The following is a 22,499-nucleotide window of genomic DNA, read 5'->3' on the forward strand; positions in this document are numbered from 1 at the left end:
GGTGTAGCCCCGACGGGATTTGAACCCGCGCTACCGCCTTGAGAGGGCGGCGTCCTAGGCCGCTAGACGACGGGGCCGTGGAAACGCTGTATGAGGTTATCAGACCGCTTCTGGTGCGTTTCCGCTGGGGTACCAGGACTCGAACCTAGACTAACTGAACCAGAATCAGTCGTGCTGCCAATTACACCATACCCCAAGGGTTCAGGATCATCCGGGGCTCCATGTGGTGGTGGAGCCCGGTGTCCCCTGCCCTGCGTCGAACACTCTAGCCGAGCCCTCCGGCGCGCTCCAAACCGGCCCTGAGTCGCGCGAGCGACCGTTCGCGACCCAGCAGCTCCATCGATTCGTACAGCGGCGGGGACACCGTACGGCCGCTCACGGCCACCCGCACGGGCGCGAACGCCTTGCGCGGCTTGAGCCCGAGCCCGTCGATCAGCGCCGCCTTGAGCGCGTTCTCGATGCGCTCCGTCGACCACTCCGGAAGCCCATCCAGGCCGGTCAGAGCGGCTTCCAGCACCGGGGCGGCGTCGGCGCCGAGATTCTTCTCGGCGGCGTCGGCCTCGGGAGCGAAGCCCTCCTCGGACACGAACAGGAAGCGCAGCATCCGCGCAGCATCCGACAGCACGACACTGCGCTCCTGCACGAGCGGAGCCGCCGCGGCCAGCAGCGCGCGCTGCTCCTCGGTGATCGAACCGCCGCCAGTGCCGGTGATCACACCTTCGGCCACGAGGTAGGGCTCGACCCGCCGCGCGAACTCCTCGACGGGCAGCGCACGCAGATGGGCGGCATTGATGGCCTCGGCCTTTTTCAGGTCGAACCGCGCCGCGTTGCGCGATACCCGGGATATGTCGAAGGCCGCGACCATCTCGTCCATCGTGAAGACGTCCCGGTCCTCGGCGATCGCCCAGCCGAGCAACGCCAGGTAATTGAGCAGGCCTTCCGGAAGGAAACCGCGCTCGCGGTACAGGAAGAGGTTGGACTCGGGATCGCGCTTGGAGAGCTTGCGGCTGCCCTCCCCGGTGACGAGCGGGAGATGCCCGTAGCGGAACGGCCCGGTGCCGATTCCCACCCGCGCGAGCGCCTCGAGCAGCGCGATCTGGCGCGGGGTGGAGGAGAGCAGATCCTCGCCGCGCAGTACGTCGGTGATGCCCATGAGCGCGTCGTCGACCGGGTTGGTGAGGGGGTAGAGCGGGGTGCCGTCGCCACGGGCGAGCACGAAGTCGGGCACGGTGCCGACCCGGAACGTCACCTCGCCCCGCACGAGGTCGGTGAAGGAGATGTCCCGGTCCGGCATCCGCAGCCGGTACACCGGCGCGCGACCCTCCGCCCGGAACGCGGCGCGCTGCTCCTCGGTGAGGTGGCGGTCGGCGTTGTCGTATCCGAGCTTCGGGTCACGGCCGGCGGCGCGGTGACGGGCCTCGATCTCGTCGGCCCGCGAGTACGACTCGTAGACCTCGTCCGCGTCGATCAGCCGCTGCAGCGCGTCGGCGTACACCGCCCCGCGCTCGCTCTGCCGGTACGGGCCGTTCGGGCCGCCGACCTCGGGGCCTTCGTCCCAGTCCAGGCCGAGCCAGCGCAGCGCATCGAGCAACGCGGCGTACGACTCGGCGGAGTCGCGGCTCGCGTCGGTGTCCTCGATCCGGAACACGAAGGTGCCGCCGTGGTGGCGGGCATGGGCCCAGTTGAACAGCGCGGTGCGGATGAGACCGACGTGGGGCGTGCCCGTCGGGGACGGGCAGAAGCGCACCCGGACGCCGGCCGTAGGCCGGGATTCGCTCGCAAGCTCGCTCATGATGCCGCCAGCCTATCGAGCCTGTGGGGTGGCCCTCCGTCCCCGAGGCGCCTAGAATTCAACATATGTTGATTAACGAGCGCACAACCTGCCTCGTCGTCGGCGGTGGCCCTGCCGGACTGGTACTCGGGCTGCTCATGGCCCGCGGCGGGGTCGATGTGACGGTGCTGGAGAAGCACCCTGACTTCCTGCGTGACTTCCGCGGCGACACCGTGCACGCATCCACCCTCACCCTGCTCGACGAGCTGGGGTTGGGCGAGCGGTTCGCCGCGCTGCCCCAGCGGCGGCTCGACCGCGCCCAGGTACAGCTGGACACCGGCACCTTCCAGATGGCCGACCTGCGCAGGCTCCCCGGCGCTCACCAGCACATCGCGATGGTCCCCCAGTGGGACTTCCTCGACCTCGTCGCCGACGCGGCCGAGGCCGAGCCCACCTTCACGCTGCGCCGCAGCGCCGAGGCCGTGGCCCTGCTGCACGACGGCGGCCGGGTGGCAGGCGTGCGCTACCGCGACCGCACCGACGGCACCGAGCACGAGCTGCGCGCCGGTCTCACCGTGGCCTGCGACGGGCGCGAGTCCGCGGTGCGCAAAGCGGCCGGACTGAAGACGCGCTCCTTCGGCGTGCCGATGGACGTGTGGTGGTTCCGCCTGCCCCGCCACGCGGGGGACCCCGTGGGCGGTGTGGGCCGCGTCGGCAGCGGCGGGTTCCTCGTGATGATCGACCGCGGGGACTACTGGCAGTGCGCCTACCTCATCAGCAAGGGCTCCGACGCGGAGATGCGTGCCGCGGGCATCACCCGGTTCCGCCAGCGGATCACCCGGCTGTTGCCCTGGCTGGGAGACCGGATGGACGCGCTGACGTCCTTCGACGACGTGAAGCTGCTCGACGTCCGGCTGGAACGGCTGCGCCGCTGGTACCGCGACGGCCTCCTGCTCATCGGCGACGCGGCGCACGCGATGTCACCGGTCGGCGGGGTCGGCATCAACCTCGCCGTGGCCGACGCCGTGGCCACCGCGCGGCTGCTCACCCCGGCGTTGCGGTCCGGTGGGATCGTGCCGCTCGGCCTGCTGCGCCGCGTCCAGCTGCGACGCTGGTGGCCCACCGCACTGATCCAGGGTGGACAGCGCCTCGCCCACCGCAGGATCCTCGGTGACAAGGCCGCCGACCCCGGCCCGGTGGACGTGCCCGCCGGGCCCCCGGACACGGCCGCGCCCGGCATGTTCGACACCCCGAGTGCCGACACGGCCGCCACCGGCACGGTGCCGTTCCCGTTGAGCTTGCTGTCAAGGTTCCCGGTTCTGCAGGGCATCCCGGCACGGCTCATCGCGATCGGTCCGCTGCCCGAGCACGCGCCGGAGTGGGCTCGGCGGGCGGAGCAGCCGGTGACCCGGGCCTGAGCGCCCGTCCCGACGCGGGCGGCGTACGTCATCGCCCGAGCCCGCTTCGGGCGGTCACGGGGACCACCGCCGCGAGTAGCCCGGCTGCGGCCACGGCGAGCCACCCGAAGCCGGCCACCTCGTAGAGGGGGCCTGCCAGCAGCCCGGCGACTGCCGCGCCGCCGTACGTCGCCGCGGTATTGAGGGCGAGCACCGCGCTACGGAGGTGTGCGTCGGCGCCGGCAAGCCTGCTCACCAGCAGCGTCAGCCCGATGTGGTTGATCAGCCCCCACGCCGCCGCCGCGGCGAGGAACGCCGGCAGCTCGCCGACCGTCACGGCCAGCGCCACGTAGACCACGGCGAGCAGCGCGAGCACCGGCGCGACGAGGCGGGCGGAGCCCCACCGGTCCAGCAGGCGGTCGGCGCACGCGGCGAGCCCGAAGCCGAGCCCGTGGCTCAGGGCGACGAGGCCGGCCGTCGTGGCGCCACCGCCGTGCAGGGCCCGGACCCGACGCCCGCGAACGCGAACACCCCGTAGAACGCCGCCATGGACGCGAGCACGCCGGCAAGCAGGGGCGCCACGCCGGGCGCGCGGAAGGCGGCGCCGAGGGCGGCCCGGCCCGTTCCGGCAGGTGGGACCGCAGGGAGCAGCGCATAGAGCGCCATCTGCAGCGCGCACAGCCCCGCCAGCGCGCCGAACGCCGCCCGCCAGCCCACTGTGTCGCCGAGCACGGTGGCCAGCGGCACCCCTGCCACGAGCGCGATCGACCAGCCCGTCAGCACGCGTCCCGTCGCCCGGGCGGCAGCGCCCGGGGGCGCGAGCTCCGCAGCCAGCGAGTAGGTCGCCGGCAGGAGCACACCGACTCCGGCCCCGCCGACGAGCTGCGCCAGCGCGAGCACAGTCCAGTGCGGAGCGACGGCGGACCCCGCCGCGGCGATGGCGAGGGCCCCCATACCGGCGAACAGGACGGTGCGGCGCGCCACGGCGTCGAGCCGGTGGCCGAGCAGTAGCGCCGACGCGACGACCCCGATGCCGTAGGCCGAGAGCGCGAGGCCGACCTCGGTCGTACCTGTGGCCAGTCCGGTCGCGATGTCGGACAGCAACGGGGCGAGGACGAAGGCCTGTGCCCCGATCACCACGATCCCAGCGGTGAGCACGGCGGGGACGAGTAGGCGGAAGCGATGCTGAATATCGGTCATGCACCGAAGATGTGTCAGCGAATCCGGCCGGTCCACCGTCGACCGTCAACTCCGTACCGCGTTCAGCCGGAGGAATGTCAGTATGGGTCCGTGGACGTCGTCGACCGGAAAATCATCGGCCTGCTCATCGAGGACGCGGGTCGCACCTACGCGCAGCTGGGTCGGGAGGTGTCCCTGTCCCCCGCCGCCGTCCACGAGCGGGTGCGGCGGCTGCGGGCGTCTGGGCACGTCCGTCGCACCACGGTGGAGGTCGACCCCGACGCGATCGGCCGGCCGGTACTGGCGTTCGTCCTCGTCGACACCGAGGGGTGGGTCAAGGACGAGCTCTTCACCGCAGCGCGGCAGGACCCGCGGATCGAGGAGGCGCACTCGGTGGCCGGGAACAGCAACTTCCTGCTCAAGGTGCGCGTCGGCGACCCCAACGAGCTGGAGGACGTCCTGCACGGCCTCTACCGGATCGAGGGCGTGCAGCGCAGCCGGACGATCATGGTGCTGCGGCGGGGCTTCGAGCGGGGCGTCGGTGTGGGCGCGCCACCTCCGGCCGGCTGACCGGTCAGTGGGCCTCGGCGATGCCGCACTCACCGACCCGGCGGAAGCCCACCCGCTCGTAGACGCGGGTGGCGGTGTCGTCGCCCGCGGCGAGGAACACCACCTCGGCGCCCGCGGCCCGGGCCGCCCCGGCCAGCAGCGCCGTCAGCGCCGCACCCAGCCCGCGCCCGCGCGCCGCGGCGGCCGTGCCGATCCCGACCAGCTCGACCACGTCACCCGAGCGCTGCGCCGACCCCGCCGCCACCGGCCCGTCCGGTCCCGTGACCAGCGCTCGCGCGATCGCGCCCGCCGCGAGGTCGGCCCGCAGCTCGGCGAGCGCCGCACCCACGGGCGGGCGGGGAGGCGGCGCGCCGAAAGCCCCGGCGGCCACGGACAACACCGAGTGCACCGCGGCCTGCAGATCCCCGTCGGCCGGCCCGAGCAGGCGCGCCGAGAAGCCGGGCGGGAACTCGATGGTCGCCGGCTCGCCGTCGAGCACGAGCAGCGGGCACACCTTGACCGGCAACCCCGTCGCGCCGACGGCGTCCGCCATCGACGGGCTCTCGCTCACGACCCACTCGAACGCCTCCGGCACCCCCAGCGCCCGCTGGCGGACCCGAACCCGCTCGACGTCCTGCGCGGTGACCGGCGGACCGTCCGGGATCGGGCGTGCGTAGAACGGATAGCCGGGCCGGTCGCGGACGAACAGCCGCAGCGGGCCGTCGTCCGTCGCGCTCGCCCACTGCCGCGGGACCGCGTCGCAGAACAGATCGATTTGCCGCAGCACGTCGTCCACGGGCGCAGATCCTGCCCTGCGTCAGCTCGCCGCCTGCACCGGGACGGGCGCACGCAGCGCCGCGAACGCCAGCGCGTCGACCAGTGCCAGCCAGGACGCCTCCACGACGTTGCTGTGCACGCCCACAGTGGTCCACGACCCCGAACTGCCGGTGGACTCCAGCAGCACCCGCGTGACGGCGTCCGTGCCGTAGGTCTGCGAGCGACCGGTGGTGAGGATGCGGACCTTGTAGTCCGACAGCTCCACGTCCGACAACCACGGGCACGACGGCGTCAGCGCCGCCCGCAACGCCGCGTCCAGCGCGTTGACCGGGCCGTTCCCCTCCGCCGTGGCGATCCGCCGCTCCCCGTCGCCGAGTACGACCCGGACGGTCGCTTCGGCGAGCACGTCCGCGTCGGCGCTGTGCTCGACGATCACGCGGTAGGACTCGAGGGCGAACGGCACCCGGTCCGCCTCACCCATGGCCGAGCGCATCAGCAGCTCCAGCGACGCGTCTGCCGCCTCGAACGACCAGCCCTCCGCCTCGCGCTCCTTCACCGTGGCGACCAGCGACGACACCGCGTCGGATTGGCCGGCCAGGTCCAGGCCGAGCTCCGTCCCCTTCAGCTCGACACTCGCCCGGCCGGCCATCTCGGTGACCAGCACCCGCTGCCCGTTGCCGACGACCACAGGGTCCATGTGGTTGTACAGCTCAGGGTCCACCTTGATCGCACTCGCGTGCAGGCCCGCCTTGTGGGCGAACGCTGACGTCCCGACATAAGCCTGGTGGGTGTCGGGAGCGATGTTGGCGATCTCCGCCAACGCGTGCGAGGTGCGGGTCAGCTCGCCGAACGCGCCGTCCGGTAGGACGGGCATGTCCAGCTTGGTCACCAGGTTCCCGACGACGGCGAACAGGTCGGCGTTGCCGGTCCGTTCGCCGTAGCCGTTCGCGGTGCACTGCACGTGCGTCGCGCCGGCCTGCACCGCGGTGACCGAGTTGGCCACCGCAGCGCCCGTGTCGTCCTGGCAGTGGATGCCGAGCCGGAAACCGGTACGCCCGGCCACCTCGGCCACCACCTCGGCGATGCCCAGCGGGAGCATGCCGCCGTTCGTGTCGCACAGCACCGCGACGTCCGCCCCCGCCGACACCGCGGCGTCCAGCACCCGCAGCGCCGTGTCCGGGTCGAACCGGTAGCCGTCGAAGAAGTGCTCGGCGTCGAGGAACACCCGCCGGCCCTCCCCCCGCAGGAACGCCACCGTGTCGGCCACCATCGCGCAGTTCTCCGCCACGTCGGTGCGCAGGGCCCGCTCGATGTGACGACGGTCGGACTTCGCGACGAGCGTGACCGCAGGCGCCCGGCTCTCCAGCAACGCCCGCACCTGCGGATCGGCCGCCGCCGTCGTCCCCGCCCGGCGGGTCGCCCCGAACGCCACCAGCACCGCGTGCCGCAACTCCAACTCCCCGCTCGCGGCACGGGCGAAGAACTCGGTGTCCTTCGGCATCGCCCCCGGCCACCCGCCCTCGATGAACCCGACCCCCAGCGCGTCCAGGTGCCGGGCCACAGCGAGCTTGTCGGCGACGGAGTAGCTGATGCCCTCGCGCTGCGCGCCGTCGCGCAGCGTCGTGTCGTAGACGTGGAACGCGTCTCCGAGCGGGGTTCCGGCCGGTTCTGTGCGGGACATCCGGGGGCTCCTGGAGGTGGGTCGGACGTGATCGGGGGTTCTCGGGCAACAAAAAAGACCCCCCGCGAATGCGAGAGGTCTGCGCGTCGGCTGTGGTGCTGGTTAGCCGACGCGCCTGTCGATAATGATCACGAAGAGGTGCTGCACGCGTCCGAGCATGCCACGCGCCACCCCGCCCCCGCCACCCACCCCCCGCAGGGCACCCCGGGGGATTGCAGCAAAGCCACTTTCATGCAACGTCGTTGCATGAAAGTGGCTTTGCTGCAACGGGTCCTCGCGAACGCCCACGGGATGGGGTTCTCTGCACCGACCATGAGTTCGTGAGCTCCGGATCCCCGTCCCTGCGCGACCTGCGGGCCGCGTTTCCCGAGGGCGTCGCAACAGCGAAGCAGCTGGTGGCGGCCGGAGTGCCCGTGCGGACGGTCTATCACCGCTGCCTGGAGGGCGGACCGTGGCAGAGCCCGCTGCCGGGGGTGGTGTTCCTCTTCACCGGCAGGCCCGACCGCCGCCAGTCGGTGCTCGCCGCCGTCCTGCTCGGCGGTCCGGACGCCCTGGTCACGGGGGTCGAAGCGTGCCGGCGTCATGGCATCCGCCGCGGTCCTGCCGGCCGGCCCGGGGAACGCGCCGCCCTCGAGGAGGTCCACCTGCTCGTGCCTGAGCGGCGCCAGGTGCGCTCCGTCGGGTACGTGCACGTGGAACGCACGGGACGCCTTCCCGCTCCGGTGCTACGGGACGGGGTGCCGCTCGCGCCCCCGACCCGGGCGGCCACCGACGCGGCACGCCGGCTGCGCACGGCCGGTGAGATCGCGGAGCTTCTCTCCGATGCCGTTCAGCGAAAGCTCTGCACACCTGCCGCGCTCTGCCACGAGCTCGATGCCGGCTCACGGCGCGGCACCGCCCTTCCACGCCGGGTGCTTCGTGAGGTGGCGGACGGTGTGCGCTCGGCGGCCGAACTCGCTGCGAAGAAGCTCTGGTCCGCCACCGGGCTGCCCGAACCGATGTGGAACGTGGAGGTACGCACCGAGCACGGCACGTTCCTGGGCATCGCCGACTGTTGGCTCGACGACGTCGCGATGGTCTGGGAGATCGAGTCGACGGAATGGCACCTCAGCCCGGAGGACCACGACCGCACCATCGAGAGGTCGGGCGAGTTCGTCGCAGCCGGGGCGGTCTACACGGCTTCCAAGCCGAAGAAGATCACGAACGATCGCGCCGGCGTGATCCGGATGCTCCGAGCCACGTACGCCCAGGCGGCTGCCCGACCGCGACCGAAGCTGCGGGCGGCACTCCCGTCCGACCTTGCAGCAAAGCCACGTTCACGCAACGAGATTGCATGAAAGTGGCTTTGCTGCAGCTGGGGTGGGGTTCCGCCCCGGGGGGCTCTTACGGGGCGGGGGTTGTGGCGTGCGCGCTCACCAGGGCGGCGAGGCGGTCGCCGATGCTCTGGGTGTGGCCCGTGGCGCTGTGGTCCCTCGTGGCGAGGTCGAACGCCACGGCGGCCTCGATGCGGCGGGCCGCGTCGCGGTTGCCGAGGTGGTCGAGCAGCAGGGCCACCGAGAGCACCGCGGCCGTGGGGTCGGCGATGCCCTGCCCCGCGATGTCGGGTGCGCTGCCGTGCACCGGCTCGAACATGCTCGGGTTGCGCCGGCTCACGTCGAGGTTGCCGCTGGCCGCGAGGCCGATGCCACCGGTGACGGCGGCGGCGAGATCGGTGAGGATGTCGCCGAAGAGGTTGTCGGTGACGATCACGTCGAACCGGCCGGGGTCGGTCACCAGGTGGATCGTGGTGGCGTCGATGTGCTGGTACGCCACGCTCACCTCGGGGTGCTCGAGCGACACCTCCTCCACGAGCCGCGACCACAGGCGCCCGGAGTAGCTCAGCACGTTGGTCTTGTGCACGAGCGTGAGGTGCTTGCGGGAACGGCGGGAGGCGCGGGTGAAGGCGTCACGGACGACGCGCTCCACACCGAAGGCGGTGTTGACGCTCACCTCGGTGGCGATCTCGTTCGGCGTGTCCTTGCGCAGCAGTCCACCGGTGCCGACGTACGGGCCCTCGGTGCCTTCCCGCACCACCAGCAGGTCGATCTCGTTGTTGCCGGCGAGCGGGCCGCGGACGCCGGGGTAGAGCCGGGCCGGGCGCAGGTTCACGTGGTGGTCGAGCTCGAAACGCAGGCGCAGCAGGAGCCCGCGCTCCAGGATGCCGCTCGGCACGGACGGGTCGCCCACGGCGCCGAGCAGGATCGCGTCATGCTCCTGCAGCTCCGTGAGGACCGACTCCGGCAGCAGCTCGCCGGTGGAGTGCCAGCGCGCCGCACCGAGGTCGTAGGTCGTCGTCGCCGTACCGGGCTCGACTTCGTTGAGGACCTTCAGCGCCTCGTCGATGACCTCCGGCCCGATGCCGTCTCCGGGAATGACCGCAAGGCGCATTACCGATGTCCTCTCTCCAGTTGACCCCGAAACAGCCGGGCGCACGTTACCCGCTGCAACGATGCCGCTAAGCTCTCCGCCATCCGATCGTGGTCACCCCATCGGATGGAACTGATGCGGAAGCGAGGCAGTCGGGACCTCCCCTGGTGCGACACGCCCCCATGCGGGCCATTCTGCCCCCGCCCATCTGCCGGGTTGCGCGCCACCCCCGCATGCCCTCACCCGGATGCCTGTGGCTGATGTCGCCTCGGACGTGTCCTCGCAGGTCAGAGCGTCACCCGTTCGCCGAGGCAACGCTGCTCACAGCCATCGGCACCGGTTGCCCGGCGCTTCCGCTGAAGCTCCCGTGATCGCTCATCGGGCGACGCGACGCGCCGCCTGGGCGGGCACGGCGCCACGGCGAGGAGGCGGCGTCGCTCGGGGTCGATTTCGGGCTCCATACGAGGTCAGCGCAGCAGTCGACGTGACGGACGACGCACCGCGCGCCCTCCCCACGCACGCGTGACGGCGTTGCGGGGAGGGGGTCGACGACCGCGACGGGTGACGCGGCCGGGCTCCGGATTCACCGGATCCGGCGGCGTCACCCGTACCACCGGACGGACGCGACACGGTGCGCAGTGGCTACCCGAACGGGTCAGTCCGTGTCGAAGGAGATCAACCGCGTGGTGCGGGCGCCCACCGAGGCACCGATCGGCTCCAGCACGCCCGGGTCGACGGGCCGGTCGACGCGCAGGAGCATGATCGCGTCGGTGCCGTCGGTGGTCTGGCTGATCTGCGCCGCCTCGATGTTGACCGCGGCCTCGCCCAGCAGCGAGCCCACGCGGCCCATGACGCCGGGCCGGTCGGAGTACTCGAGGAGCACCACGTCGCCCTCGGCGCGCAGGTCGAAGTGGCGCCCGTTGACCTCGACGAGCTTCTCCACCTGGGCGCGCCCGGTGAGCGTGCCGGAGACCGTGATGGACGTGCCGTCGGGCATGGCGGCACGCAGCTGCACGACGCTGCGGTGGTTCTCGCTCTCGGGCGCGGTGGTGACCTCGACCTCGACGCCACGCTCCGCCGCGATCCCCGGCACGTTGACGAACGTGACCTGGTCCTCGACGACGTGGGTGAAGACGCCCCGCAGCGCGGCCAGCGCCAGCACCGAGACGTCCTCGGCCGCGAGCTCACCGGCGACGTCCACGGTGACCGAGCTGGGCAGCCGGCCCGCGACGGCGTGGAGCACCGTGCCGAGCTTCTGGGTGAGCGGCAGCCAGGGCCGGACCTCCTCGCCCACCACGCCGGTGACCTGCACGTTGACCGCGTCCGGTACGAACTCGCCGGCGAGCGCCAGCTGCACCGAGCGGGCGACGTCGGTGCCTGCGCGGTCCTGGGCCTCGTCGGTGGAGGCGCCCAGGTGCGGAGTGACGACCACCTGCGGCAGCTCGAACAGCGGGCTCGACGTGGTGGGCTCGGTGACGTAGACGTCGATCCCGGCGCCGCCGACGTGGCCGCTGCGCACGGCCTCGGCCAGCGCGTCCTCGTCGACCAGGCCGCCGCGCGCCGCGTTGACGATGATCACACCAGGCTTGGTGAGCGCGAGCTGGTCCTTGCCGATGAGCCCGAGGGTCTCGGCCGTCTTGGGCAGGTGGATCGAGACCGCGTCGGCGCGCCGCAGCAGGTCGTCGAGGCTCACCAGCTCGATGCCGAGCTGGCCGGCCCGGGCCGGGGCGACGTAGGGGTCGTAGGCGATCAGCTCGACACCGAACGCGGCGAGGCGCTGGGCCACCAGCTGACCGATCTTGCCCAGTCCGACGATCCCGACGAGCTTGCCGTTGAGCTCGACACCGGTGAACGAGCTGCGCTTCCACTGCCCGGAGCGCAGGCTCGCGTCGGCCGCGGGGATGTGGCGCGCGGCCGACAGCAGCAGCGCGACGGCGTGCTCGGCGGCGGAGACGATGTTGGAGGTCGGGGCGTTCACGACCATGACGCCGCGGGCCGTGGCGGCCGGTACGTCGACGTTGTCCAGGCCGACGCCCGCGCGGGCGACGACCTTCAGACGCGTGGACGCGGCGAGTGCTTCGGCATCGACCTTGGTGGCCGAGCGGACGAGGACGGCATCGGCGTCGGCGATCGCGGCCAGGAGAGCTGGGCGGTCGGTGCCGTCCACGTGGCGGATCTCGACGTCGTCACCGAGCAGCGCCACCGCGGAGGGGGCGAGCTTCTCGGCGAGCAGTACGACAGGGCGGGCGGCGGCGATGCTCACGGCGGTTGCAGTGCTCCCCGGATCGGCGGCTGGGTACGTGCCCGATGGTAGTTGCGCTCCACGACCGGTGGGCCGGCGGCGTGGGCGGTGCAACACGCTGAACAGGACGAACGGTAGACGCTGCCCACCCTCGGGACGAACCATCGGCACGATCGCACTCGCACCGGGGCCGGGCTGCGTTACCAGGGCTCCGGCGCGCGAGTGGCGCTCCCGACCGGATCCACCGGTCGAGAGCGCCGCTCGCGCGAACGGCTCCTGCGGCTCAGGTGGCCTTCGAGCCGACCCAGCTCATGAGGCCGCGCAGCTTCTCGCCGACCTGCTCGATCGGGTGCTCGGCGCCCTCCTTCTGGAGGCGGGTGAAGTTCGGGCGGCCTGCCTCGTCCTCGGCCACCCACTCCTGCGCGAAGCGTCCGTCCTGGATCTCGGCGAGGATCTTCCGCATCTCGTCCTTGACGGCGGGCGTGATCACGCGCGGGCCGCGGGTGAGGTCGCCGTACTCGGCCGTGTCGGAGATCGAGAAGCGCTCGTTCGCGATGCCGCCCTCGTACATCAGGTCGACGATCAGCTTGAGCTCGTGCAGGCACTCGAAGTATGCGATCTCCGGCGCGTAGCCGGCCTCCGTGAGCACCTCGAACCCGGTCTGGACGAGCGCGGCGGCGCCACCGCAGAGCACGGCCTGCTCACCGAACAGGTCGGTCTCGGTCTCCTCCTTGAACGTGGTCTCGATGACGCCCGCGCGGGCGCCGCCGATGGCCGCGGCGTAGGAGAGGGCGAGGGCCTTCGCGTTGCCGCTGGGGTCCTGCTCGACCGCGATCAGGCAGGGCACGCCCTTGCCGTCGACGAACTGGCGGCGCACGAGGTGGCCGGGCCCCTTCGGGGCGACCATCGCCACGTCGACGTCGGCAGGGGGCTTGATCAGCTCGTAGCGGATGTTGAAGCCGTGCCCGAAGAAGATCGCGTCGCCCGCCTCGAGGTGGGGCGCGATGTCGTCGGCGTAGATGTGGCGCTGCTTGGTGTCGGGCGCCAGGATCATGATCAGGTCGGCCTCGGCGGACGCCTCGGCGGGCGTCACCACCCGCAGGCCCTCGTCCTCTGCCTTCGCGCGGCTCTTCGAGCCCTCGGGCAGCCCGATGCGGACGTCGACCCCCGAGTCGCGCAGCGAGAGAGCGTGCGCGTGGCCCTGGCTGCCGTAGCCGATCACCGCGACCTTGCGGCCCTGGATGATCGAGAGATCAGCGTCGTCGTCGTAGTAGATGTTCACAGCCATGACTGGTGAAGGGTCCTTTCGGGATTCTTAACGGATGGCAGCAGCGGCGGTGATCGAGCGGGGACCGCGGCCGACGGCCACCATCCCGGACTGCACCATCTCGCGGATGCCGAACGGCTCGAGGTTCTTGAGCAGGGCGCTGAGCTTGTCGGCGGTGCCGGTGGCCTCGATCGTGAGCGCCTCCGGCGTGACGTCCACCGCCTTGGCCCGGAACAGGTTGACGATCTCGAGTACCTGGCTGCGCACGCCGGGGTCGGCGCGCACCTTGACCAGCAGGAGCTCGCGCTGCACGGATGCGGCCGGCTCGAGCTCCACGATCTTGATCACGTGGATGAGCTTGTTGAGCTGCTTGGTGACCTGCTCGAGGGGGAAGTCGTCGACCGCCACGACGATGGTCATGCGCGAGATGTCTGGATGCTCGGTGGGCCCGACGGCGAGGGACTCGATGTTGAAGCCCCGCCGGGAGAACAGCCCCGAGATCCGGGCGAGCACACCCGGCTTGTCCTCGACGAGCACCGACAGCGTGTGCCGCTGGATCACGACTCCTCACCCTGCCTCATGGCCTCCGCCGCGACGGCGCCGGTGCCGGCGTCGTCGGCGACGATCTCGTCGGTGTCGAAGAGCGGCCGGATGTTGCGGGCCGCCATGATCTCGGAGTTGCCGGTGCCCGCGGCCACCATGGGCCACACCTGGGCGTCGGCGCCGACCACGAAGTCGATCACGACCGGGCGGTCGTTGATCTCCATCGCCTGCTGGATGACCTTGTCGACCTCGTCCTTGGACTCGGCGCGCAGGCCGACGCAGCCCATCGCCTCGGCGAGGAGCAGGAAGTCCGGGATGCGGTGCTTGTGCGTGCCGAGGTCGCTCTGCGAGTAGCGCTCCGAGTAGAAGAGCGTCTGCCACTGCCGGATCATGCCGAGGTTGCCGTTGTTGATGATGGCGACCTTGATCGGGATGCCCTCGAGCGCGCAGGTGGCGAGCTCCTGGTTGGTCATCTGGAAGCAGCCGTCGCCGTCGATGGCCCACACGACGCCCTCCGGAAGGCCCATCTTGGCGCCCATCGCGGCCGGCACCGCGTAGCCCATCGTGCCGAGACCGCCGGAGTTGAGCCACGTGCGCGGCTTCTCGTACCTGACGAACTGCGCTGCCCACATCTGGTGCTGCCCGACGCCCGCCACGTACACGGCCTCCGGGCCCGCGATCTGACCGATCCGCTCGATCACGTACTCGGGTGACAGCGAGCCGTCGGCCGGCCAGTCGTAGCCCAGCGGGTACGTGGAGTGCAGCCCGTCGAGCCTCGACCACCACGTGGTGAGGTCGGTGTGACCGCGCTCGGCCCGCTCGATGCGCAGCGCGTCGATGAGCTCGGCGATGACCTCCTTGGCGTCGCCCACGATCGGGACGTCCGCCCTGCGGTTCTTGGAGATCTCGGCCGGGTCGATGTCGGCGTGCACGACCGCCGCGTCGGGCGCGAAGCTGGCGAGATGGCCGGTGACCCGGTCGTCGAACCGTGCCCCGAGCGCGACGAGCAGGTCGGACTCCTGCATGGCGGCCACCGCGGTGACGGTGCCGTGCATGCCGGGCATCCCGACGTGCTGGCGGTGGCTGTCGGGGAAGACGCCGCGGGCCATCAGCGTGGTGACCACCGGGATACCGGTGAGCTCCGCCAGCTCCAGGAGCTCGGCCGAGGCCTCCGCCTTGAGCACGCCGCCACCGACGTAGAGCACCGGCCGCTGCGCCGAGCTGATCAGCTTGGCGGCCTCCCGGATCTGCTTGCCGTGCGGCCGCGTGGTGGGCCGGTAGCCGGGCAGCTGCAGCTCGGGCGGCCAGGAGAACGTGGTGCGCTCCTGCAGCACGTCCTTCGGGATGTCCACCAGCACCGGGCCGGGTCGGCCCGTGGACGCCAGGTGGAACGCCTCGGCGATGGCGCGCGGGATCTCCGCGGCGTCGGTCACGAGGGTGTTGTGCTTGGTCACCGGCATGGTGATGCCGGTGATGTCGGCTTCCTGGAACGCGTCGGTGCCGATCAGCGCACGCGTCTGCTGACCGGTGATCGCGACGATCGGGACGGAGTCCATGTAGGCGTCGGCGATCGGGGTGACGAGGTTGGTGGCACCCGGCCCCGACGTCGCCATGCAGACGCCCACCTTGCCGGTGGCCTGCGCGTACCCGGTGGCCGCGTGCCCCGCGCCCTGCTCGTGGCGGACCAGTACGTGCCGCACGCGCGTGGAGTCGAGTAGCGGGTCGTAGGCGGGGAGGATGGTGCCGCCCGGAATACCGAAGACGACCTCGCAGCCCACCTCCTCGAGCGAGCGGACGAGCGACTGGGCGCCGGTCATGGGCACCCGGTCGAAGCGCAGGCCGGGAACGGCCTGCACCGGCGCCTGCTGGGCAGGGCTCGAGCCGGGTTGGGAGCCCTGACGGCCGGGTGGCGGCGCCGGCTTCGGTCCCGACGGTCCGGGGACCGGGCCGGAACGGGGCGTTGCGGTGGTCATCTGCGGTCAGCTCCGGGAGTTGGGGCCAGACATGAAAAAACCCCCGACCGCCGGGAGGCGGAACGAGGGTGGCGCGTCGACGACCGAGGACTCGCTCAGGCGTGGACGCGCCTGCGAAGTACGAGCACCCGGACGGCTGACATGACCGGGACGCTAGACGCCCGCCGGTCGAGGCGTCAAATTTCCTGGGACCGAGGTACCAGATGGTGGGACGTCGGCGACATGCTGCAGCTGTTCCGGCCGCTCTGGGCCGGTTGTCCGGATGCCCGGTGTGGTCGGACTCCCGCGCCCACCCGCAGGTGGGGATCCGTCCCGGGTGAGACGATGGCCGGGTGAGCACCACCGGTGACGAGCCCGTCCCCCGCGCTGTCTTCCGCATCTCGCCGCTGACCATCCTCGCGGCGATCGGGATCGCCGTGTGCGCCACACCGTTCGCCGCCTCCGGGCCGTACCTGTGGCTGGTGTACCTCGTCCCGATCGGAATCATCGTGTGGACGGTGCGGGTGCGCACCGTCGCCGATCCCGACGCACTGACCATCCGCCGGATCATCGGCGGCCGGCGCGTACCGTGGCCTGAGATCAGCTCGCTGCGCCTCGGCCGCCGCTCACGACTGCGGGGTCGCGCCGGGGTCAGCGCGGTGCTGTCCGACGGTGCCGAGTTACCGCTCCCGGCCGTCGGAGTCCGAGACCTGCCCCAGCTCGCCGCCGTCAGCGGTGGCAGGCTGCCCGACCCGGCTGGAGAGTGAGCCCGATGCCGGCTCTGCGTTCCCGCGTCACCACCCACGGCCGCAACGCCGCCGGAGCACGTTCGCTCTGGCGCGCCACCGGCATGACCGACGACGACTTCGGCAGGCCGATCGTCGCCATCGCCAACTCCTACACCCAGTTCGTGCCCGGTCACGTGCACCTCAAGGACCTCGGCGACCTCGTCGCGGGAGCCATCCGCGAGGCGGGTGGCGTGGCGCGGGAGTTCCACACGATCGCCGTCGACGACGGCATCGCCATGGGCCACGGCGGCATGCTCTACTCGCTGCCCAGCCGCGAGGTGATCGCCGACGCCGTCGAGTACATGGTCAACGGCCACGCCGCCGACGCGCTGGTCTGCATCTCGAACTGCGACAAGATCACCCCGGGCATGCTGAACGCCGCGATGCGGCTGAACATCCCCACCGTGTTCGTCTCCGGCGGCCCGATGGAGGCCGGGAAGGCCGTCGTCGTCGACGGGGTGGCGCAGGCGCCCACCGACCTCATCACCGCGATCTCGGCGTCCGCCTCTCCGCAGGTGGACGACAGCGGCCTGGAGCTCGTCGAGCGTTCGGCGTGCCCGACCTGCGGCTCCTGCTCCGGGATGTTCACCGCCAACTCGATGAACTGCCTCACCGAGGCACTCGGGCTCGCCCTGCCCGGCAACGGCTCCACCCTGGCCACGCACGCCGCCCGTCGCGACCTGTTCCTCGAGGCGGGCCGCACGGTGATGGCGCTCGCGAAGCGCTGGTACGCCGACGACGACGCCTCCGTGCTGCCGCGGTCCATCGCCACCCGCGCGGCGTTCGAGAACGCGATGGCCCTCGACGTCGCCATGGGGGGCTCCACCAACACCGTGCTGCACATCCTCGCCGCCGCGCAGGAGGGCGAGATCGACTTCGACCTGGAGGCGATCGACGCGGTGTCGCGGCGGGTGCCGTGCCTGTCGAAGGTGTCGCCCAACTCGAACTACCACATGGAGGACGTCCACCGGGCCGGCGGCATCCCCGCCATCCTGGGTGAGCTGTGGCGGGCCGGGCTGCTCAACGAGGACGTGCACACGGTGCACTCCCCGTCGATGCAGGAGTGGCTCTCCGAGTGGGACGTCCGCGCCGAGTCTCCGTCGGAGAAGGCCGTCGAGCTGTACCACGCCGCTCCGGGCGGGGTGCGCACCACGGAGGCGTTCTCCACGGAGAACCGCTGGTCCTCGCTCGACACCGACGCGGCAGGCGGCTGCATCCGCGACGCCGAGCACGCCTACACCGCCGACGGCGGCCTCGCGGTGCTGCGCGGCAACATCGCGCCGGACGGTGCCGTCATCAAGACCGCAGGCATCCCCGAGGACATCTGGCGCTTCTCCGGCCCCGCCCGCGTGGTGGAGAGCCAGGAGGAGGCCGTGTCGGTGATCCTCACCAAGCAGATCCAGCCCGGCGACGTGCTCGTGGTGCGCTACGAGGGCCCCGCCGGCGGGCCGGGGATGCAGGAGATGCTGCACCCCACCGCGTTCCTCAAGGGGGCGGGCCTCGGCGCGAAGTGCGCCCTGATCACCGACGGCCGCTTCTCCGGCGGCTCGAGCGGCATCTCCGTGGGGCACATCTCCCCCGAGGCGGCCGCGGGTGGTGTCATCGGGCTGATCGAGGACGGCGACACGGTGCTCATCGACGTCCGGAGCCGGACGCTCGAGGTGCAGGTCGCCGACGAGGTCCTCGCCGAGCGCCGCGCCAAGATGGACGCCTCCGAGCAGCCGTGGCAGCCGAAGGACCGCGACCGGCAGGTGAGCAAGGCGCTGCGCGCCTACGCGGCACTGGCCACGAGCGCCCACACAGGAGCAGTCCGCCGGGTCCCGTAGCGGCTCCCGAAGTTCAGGAAAGCCACTTTCAGGCCCGCAGAGGGCAGGAAAGTGGCTTTCCTGAACTCGTCACACAGGGGTGCGCAGCAGGAGGTACACCAGCACGCTCGCCGCCACGCCCACGATCAGCGCCAGCACGCCCCACGGGGCGGGGCGGCGGTGCCAGGTGCGGCCGTTGTCCAGCGCGATCCGGCCCGGCCCGGTGAAGATGAGCGCGGCGGCCGCGAGCCCGAGGACGACGTCCAGTTCCACGGCGTCGGCGCCCGCGGCCGAGGCGATGAAGAACCCGCTCGCCATCTTCACCAGCACCGCGTTGATCTTGATGGCGAGCAGGGCGGCGGCCGCGAGCGGTGTGATCACCCCCAGCACGACGAACGCCCCGGCCAGCACCTCGACGATCCCGGTGACCCAGGACAGGGTGGTGGTCTGCTGGTAGCCGAACCGGTCGAGCATGCGGGCGAACCCCGCGACGCCCGGCCCGTCCCACATCCCGAACACCTTCTGCATGCCGTGGGCGAAGAACGTGCCCCCCACGGCGAACCGCAGGATCAGCAGCCCGACGTCGGTGCCGCCGTTCCACGTCAGTGGCCTGCGGGTGGGGCGGGTGTCGCCCGGCTCCGACCCACCGAAACCGCTGCGGCCCGAACCGGGGAGTATCGACGTCGGCTGGTCGGTCATGCCCCGGGAGATTAGCCCCCGATGGCACGTTCGCCCAGGTGGCGACGGCGGATTCGTGGATCAGTACCCGTTCTCGACGAGATTGGGCGGGCGCTCCCCCCGCCCGTACGCGGCGAGCTGCTCGGCCACCACCGCGTAGGCGCGCCGTCTCGTGTTCGGGACGCTGCCGCCGACGTGCGGTGTGATCAGCACGCCCGGGGCCGTCCACAGTGGATGATCGGCGGGCAGCGGCTCCGGATCCGTCACGTCGAGCGCGGCGCGCAGCCGCCCGGTGGCCAGCTCGGCGGTGAGCGCGTCGGTGTCGGCGACGGGGCCGCGCGCCCCGTTGACCAGCACCGCCCCGTCGGGCATCGCGGCGAGGAACTCTCCGTCGACGAGCCCGCGGGTGTCGTCGGTCAGGGGCACGATCACCACGCAGGCGTCGTGGTGGGGCAGCAGGCCGAGCACCTCGTCGATGCCGTGTACGCCCGGCCGGGCCGTGCGGCCCACCAGCGTGACGTCCACGTCGAACGGCGCGAGGCGGCGTGCCGTGTTCTCGGCGACGTCCCCCGCCCCCACCACGAGCACGCGCTTGCCGGCCAGCTCGTCGGTGGAGTGGTAGTCCCAGCGTCGCTCGTCCTGCGCGCGGACGAAGCGCGGGAGGTCGCGGTACACCGAGAGGAGGACCGCGACGACCCACTCCGCGGTGGCGCCCCCGTGGGCGCCCCGGCAGTCCGACAGCGCGACGCCGTCGGGAAGCCTGCCGACCCAGTTCTCCGCCCCCGCCGACAGGAGCTGGACGAGCTGCAGGTTCGGCAGCTTCGTGGTCATGCCCACGGCCTCCTGGGTCGCCAGGAAGTCGGGGACCAGGACCTGCGCGGTCTCGGCGGCCTCGGGAAGCTCGCCGTCGACGTCGTACCTCACCGGGGTGATGCCGGGGACGTCGGCGAGAGCGCCCATCCCCTCGTCGTGCGGAACCAGAACAACGATGTCGCTCATGTGCCGACCCTAGTGTTGCGCCGGACCGGTGGCAGGCACCGTTCACGGGCCGCTCACTCCGTGCCGCATAGCCTGGGCCGTGTGGGAGGACGGGTGCGGCGCGCGGCGGCAACGGCGTTGCTCGGCCTGCTGCTGGCCGGGTGTGCGACGTTTCCCGACCAGGGGCCGCGGGAGTGGCGGGAGCAGGTGGAGGGCGCGGGTGAGCTCGGCGGCCCGCCCGTGGTGCCCGAACCCTCCCAGCCGCCTGCTCCGCCACCGGGGGGTAGCGCGGGCCAGCCCGGCTCGCCCCAGCCGCCCGGGGGGTGTGTCGACCCCGACCCGCAGGTCGTGGCCACCTGCCTGGAGCCCGTCGGCGCGATCGCGGTGCTGCCCGACGGCCGGTCGGCGCTCGTGGCCGAGCGGGCCACCGGGCGCGTGCTGCGCGTGCAGCGGGGCTCCGACCCGGTGCTGGTCACCACCGTGCCGGTCGACGCGAGCGGCGGCGGTGGCCTCACCGGCCTCGTGCTCTCGCCGTCGTACAAGGAGGACCAGCTCGTCTACGCCTACGCCACCACGCGCGACGACAACCGCGTGGTGCGGATCGCGCCGGGGGAAGCGCCCAAACCCGTGCTCACCGGCATCCCCCGTGGCTCCCGCAACAACAGCGGAGCGCTCGGCGTGGACGTCGACGGGTCGCTGCTGGTGGCCACGGGCGACGCGGGGGGCGATTCGGCGGCACCGGGTTCGCTCGCGGGCAAGCTGCTGCGCATCGACACGCTGGGCCGGCCGGCCCCGGGCAACCCGGACCCCGGATCGCGCGTACTCAGCTCGGGGCTGCGGGCGCCCGCCGGGATCTGCACCGACCCCGTGACGACGATGGCCTGGGTGACCGACCGGACCGGCACCCAGGACGTGCTGCACCTGGTGATGCCGGGGCCGCTGCCCGCCCCGGCCTGGACCTGGCCCGACCGCCCCGGCGTCGCCGGGTGTGTGGCCCAGCCGGGGATGGTCGCGATCGCACTGACCGGAGCCGCCGCGCTGTTCGTGCTGCATCCCGGCGAGAACGCGGTGTTCACCGGCACTCCCGAGAAGATGCTCACCGGCACCTACGGCCGGCTCTCGGCGGCCGCGCTGGCCCCGGACGGTCTGCTCTGGCTGGGCACCGTCAACAAGGCGGGTGGCGCTCCCGTGCCCAGCGACGACCGGGTGATCCGCATCCAGCCGCCGTCAGGTGGCGGGGAGAGCCGCACCTGACGGCGCACCGGGGCGTCAGGCCGGCCGGGTGCCTCCCGCGCGGGGCATGGCGAGGGCGATGACCTGCGTGCGCTGGGTGGCGGCGAAGTTGTCGTCGCTGACCAGGACCAGGGTCCGCTCGCCGGTGCACACGTCCGGTCCCCACGTCATGCCCTCGATGTTCTCGAGGTGGTCCAGCCCCATGTCGGCGAGGTCGACGAGCAGTGTCTTGCGCGCAGGCGTGATCGGAGCCCCGGCCGGCGACGGCACCGCGAGCACGTCGGTGGCGCGCGAGACGTCGGCCTCGTAGACGCGGATCCTGTTGCCACTGCCGGCCACGAAAGCCCGCTCGAGGACGAGGAAACGGGTGGAGGTCCCCGGGTCGCAGGCGACGATCGACGCCACCCCGGTGTTGCCGTCGGCTGCCGTGCCGTCGGGTCCCGGGGGAAGGGGGTCCAGCTCGTAGGCGTACTGCGCCAGGAGCTCCCCCTCCGACGCCTGCACGGTCATCCTCGCCAGACCGCCCGCGAGCACCGTGGGGTCGGGGCCGTCGATCAGGAGCGGGTCCTCCAGGACCGAGACGACCAGGTCGCCGTGGCCGGCGTACGTGACGCTCTCGATGACGTGGTCCTGCCTCGGGCCCGGTCCACCCGAGTACAGCTCGGTGCGCGGCATCGGGAGGTCGCGGACGAAGCACCCGTCCGGCGTCGAGACGCGCAGCGCCGGGTCGACCACGATGTGCTCCCCCGCACCGGACTCGGCGAGGATCCCCTCCTGGCTCCACAGCATGTTGCCGGTGCGCGGGTCCACCCTGATCTCCTCGGGGTCCACGGTCCCGAAGACGGCACGGTCGGCCGGAGTGAAGCCGAACTGCTCAGGCCCCCATTCGTCGAGGGACGGATATGCCTTTCCGTCCGGCCGACGGAAGAATGTCACTCCCGTCAGGACGACGTCGTGCAGTCCGGCGGCGTCGAGTTCGATCTGCGCGGTGTAGAAGCGCGCCGGCGCGAGAACGGACCGGTCGTCACTCACGAGCAGGTATCGAGCGGTCCGGGTGTCGTAGTCGATGCCGGACAACCCGCCGACCGTCGTACCGCGAAACTGCAGGTGGTGCGGCAGGATACGGGCGCCGAGCAGACGAACCGGGCCATAACGGCACCTGGTCCGCTGCCACCCGGCGCGGCACTTCTCCTCCATCGGTACCCCCAGCATTCGTGGCTCGTGTGCAGCGCGGGTTTTCCGCGGTCACGCCA

The 22,499-nt window shown here is 72.0% G+C and carries 19 protein-coding genes and 2 tRNA genes; 6 read left to right on the plus strand and 15 right to left on the minus strand.

Annotated features, from left to right (window positions below):
- Nucleotides 1-4: 4 nt before the first annotated feature.
- The 3 genes from AC5L35_RS13220 to gltX all read right to left on the minus strand — a co-directional run bounded on the left by AC5L35_RS13220 (nucleotide 5) and on the right by gltX (nucleotide 1,792).
- Nucleotides 5-77, minus strand: a tRNA-Glu gene (locus AC5L35_RS13220).
- Between the two features lie 47 nt (nucleotides 78-124).
- Nucleotides 125-196, minus strand: a tRNA-Gln gene (locus AC5L35_RS13225).
- 69 nt (nucleotides 197-265) lie between these two features.
- Nucleotides 266-1,792: a glutamate--tRNA ligase gene (gene gltX / locus AC5L35_RS13230; RefSeq protein ID WP_495059904.1), complete on the minus strand. Its 1,527-nt coding sequence runs from the start codon at nucleotides 1,790-1,792 to the stop codon at nucleotides 266-268.
- A 65-nt stretch (nucleotides 1,793-1,857) separates the two neighbouring features.
- On the opposite strand from gltX, the gene AC5L35_RS13235 reads away from it, so the two are divergent.
- Entirely contained in the window at nucleotides 1,858-3,189 is a 1,332-nt protein-coding gene (locus AC5L35_RS13235; RefSeq protein WP_495059905.1) for an FAD-dependent oxidoreductase, read from the plus strand.
- A 28-nt stretch (nucleotides 3,190-3,217) separates the two neighbouring features.
- Here the strand turns inward: AC5L35_RS13235 and AC5L35_RS13240 are convergent, their stop codons facing one another.
- Together AC5L35_RS13240 and AC5L35_RS13245 are read right to left on the minus strand one after the other, a co-directional pair.
- Complete coding sequence (locus tag AC5L35_RS13240; protein ID WP_495059906.1) at nucleotides 3,218-3,544, minus strand: hypothetical protein; 327 nt, start codon at nucleotides 3,542-3,544, stop codon at nucleotides 3,218-3,220.
- A gap of 80 nt (nucleotides 3,545-3,624) precedes the next feature.
- A complete protein-coding gene (locus AC5L35_RS13245) occupies nucleotides 3,625-4,368 on the minus strand; it encodes an MFS transporter (RefSeq protein WP_495059907.1) in 744 nt (247 codons plus the stop codon).
- A 90-nt stretch (nucleotides 4,369-4,458) separates the two neighbouring features.
- Here AC5L35_RS13245 and AC5L35_RS13250 point away from each other — a divergent pair, with 90 nt between their 5' ends.
- Nucleotides 4,459-4,917, plus strand: coding sequence for an Lrp/AsnC family transcriptional regulator (locus AC5L35_RS13250; RefSeq protein ID WP_495059908.1), 459 nt, complete (start codon nucleotides 4,459-4,461; stop codon nucleotides 4,915-4,917).
- Between the two features lie 4 nt (nucleotides 4,918-4,921).
- On the opposite strand, the gene AC5L35_RS13255 is transcribed toward AC5L35_RS13250, so the two are convergent.
- Complete coding sequence (locus tag AC5L35_RS13255; RefSeq protein ID WP_495059909.1) at nucleotides 4,922-5,692, minus strand: GNAT family N-acetyltransferase; 771 nt, start codon at nucleotides 5,690-5,692, stop codon at nucleotides 4,922-4,924.
- A gap of 21 nt (nucleotides 5,693-5,713) precedes the next feature.
- Entirely contained in the window at nucleotides 5,714-7,354 is a 1,641-nt protein-coding gene (gene cimA, locus AC5L35_RS13260; RefSeq protein ID WP_495059910.1) for a citramalate synthase, read from the minus strand.
- Nucleotides 7,355-7,674: 320 nt separating this feature from the next.
- Between cimA and AC5L35_RS13265 the strand changes: the two genes are divergently transcribed.
- Nucleotides 7,675-8,691: a hypothetical protein gene (locus tag AC5L35_RS13265; protein WP_495059911.1), complete on the plus strand. Its 1,017-nt coding sequence runs from the start codon at nucleotides 7,675-7,677 to the stop codon at nucleotides 8,689-8,691.
- A gap of 46 nt (nucleotides 8,692-8,737) precedes the next feature.
- On the opposite strand, the gene AC5L35_RS13270 is transcribed toward AC5L35_RS13265, so the two are convergent.
- The 5 genes from AC5L35_RS13270 to AC5L35_RS13290 all read right to left on the minus strand — a co-directional run bounded on the left by AC5L35_RS13270 (nucleotide 8,738) and on the right by AC5L35_RS13290 (nucleotide 15,785).
- Nucleotides 8,738-9,781: a 3-isopropylmalate dehydrogenase gene (locus AC5L35_RS13270; RefSeq protein WP_495059912.1), complete on the minus strand. Its 1,044-nt coding sequence runs from the start codon at nucleotides 9,779-9,781 to the stop codon at nucleotides 8,738-8,740.
- Between the two features lie 634 nt (nucleotides 9,782-10,415).
- A complete protein-coding gene (serA, locus tag AC5L35_RS13275) occupies nucleotides 10,416-12,023 on the minus strand; it encodes a phosphoglycerate dehydrogenase (RefSeq protein ID WP_495059913.1) in 1,608 nt (535 codons plus the stop codon).
- A gap of 262 nt (nucleotides 12,024-12,285) precedes the next feature.
- Nucleotides 12,286-13,290: a ketol-acid reductoisomerase gene (gene ilvC / locus AC5L35_RS13280; protein ID WP_495059914.1), complete on the minus strand. Its 1,005-nt coding sequence runs from the start codon at nucleotides 13,288-13,290 to the stop codon at nucleotides 12,286-12,288.
- A 27-nt stretch (nucleotides 13,291-13,317) separates the two neighbouring features.
- Nucleotides 13,318-13,827, minus strand: a complete 510-nt coding sequence (gene ilvN / locus AC5L35_RS13285; protein ID WP_169394448.1) for an acetolactate synthase small subunit — start codon at nucleotides 13,825-13,827, stop codon at nucleotides 13,318-13,320.
- A complete protein-coding gene (locus tag AC5L35_RS13290) occupies nucleotides 13,827-15,785 on the minus strand; it encodes an acetolactate synthase large subunit (RefSeq protein WP_495059915.1) in 1,959 nt (652 codons plus the stop codon). Before AC5L35_RS13290 ends, ilvN begins: the two co-directional genes overlap by 1 nt.
- A gap of 332 nt (nucleotides 15,786-16,117) precedes the next feature.
- Between AC5L35_RS13290 and AC5L35_RS13295 the strand changes: the two genes are divergently transcribed.
- A complete protein-coding gene (locus tag AC5L35_RS13295) occupies nucleotides 16,118-16,531 on the plus strand; it encodes a PH domain-containing protein (RefSeq protein ID WP_495059916.1) in 414 nt (137 codons plus the stop codon).
- A gap of 5 nt (nucleotides 16,532-16,536) precedes the next feature.
- On the plus strand, nucleotides 16,537-18,378 hold the full coding sequence (ilvD, locus tag AC5L35_RS13300; RefSeq protein ID WP_495059917.1) for a dihydroxy-acid dehydratase: 1,842 nt from the start codon (nucleotides 16,537-16,539) through the stop codon (nucleotides 18,376-18,378).
- Between the two features lie 69 nt (nucleotides 18,379-18,447).
- Here the strand turns inward: ilvD and AC5L35_RS13305 are convergent, their stop codons facing one another.
- Both AC5L35_RS13305 and AC5L35_RS13310 read right to left on the minus strand, forming a co-directional pair.
- Nucleotides 18,448-19,056 carry a DoxX family protein gene (locus tag AC5L35_RS13305; protein ID WP_495059918.1) on the minus strand — a complete coding sequence of 203 codons (609 nt, stop codon included), beginning with the start codon at nucleotides 19,054-19,056 and terminating at the stop codon, nucleotides 18,448-18,450.
- 60 nt (nucleotides 19,057-19,116) lie between these two features.
- On the minus strand, nucleotides 19,117-20,034 hold the full coding sequence (locus tag AC5L35_RS13310; RefSeq protein ID WP_495059919.1) for a 2-hydroxyacid dehydrogenase: 918 nt from the start codon (nucleotides 20,032-20,034) through the stop codon (nucleotides 19,117-19,119).
- An 81-nt stretch (nucleotides 20,035-20,115) separates the two neighbouring features.
- Here AC5L35_RS13310 and AC5L35_RS13315 point away from each other — a divergent pair, with 81 nt between their 5' ends.
- Nucleotides 20,116-21,267, plus strand: coding sequence for a PQQ-dependent sugar dehydrogenase (locus AC5L35_RS13315; RefSeq protein WP_495059920.1), 1,152 nt, complete (start codon nucleotides 20,116-20,118; stop codon nucleotides 21,265-21,267).
- A gap of 15 nt (nucleotides 21,268-21,282) precedes the next feature.
- Here AC5L35_RS13315 and AC5L35_RS13320 read toward each other — a convergent pair whose 3' ends face one another.
- Nucleotides 21,283-22,458 carry an esterase-like activity of phytase family protein gene (locus AC5L35_RS13320; protein WP_495059921.1) on the minus strand — a complete coding sequence of 392 codons (1,176 nt, stop codon included), beginning with the start codon at nucleotides 22,456-22,458 and terminating at the stop codon, nucleotides 21,283-21,285.
- Between the last annotated feature and the right edge of the window lie 41 nt (nucleotides 22,459-22,499).

It is taken from the genome of Pseudonocardia sp. OZ21, from assembly GCF_059359135.1.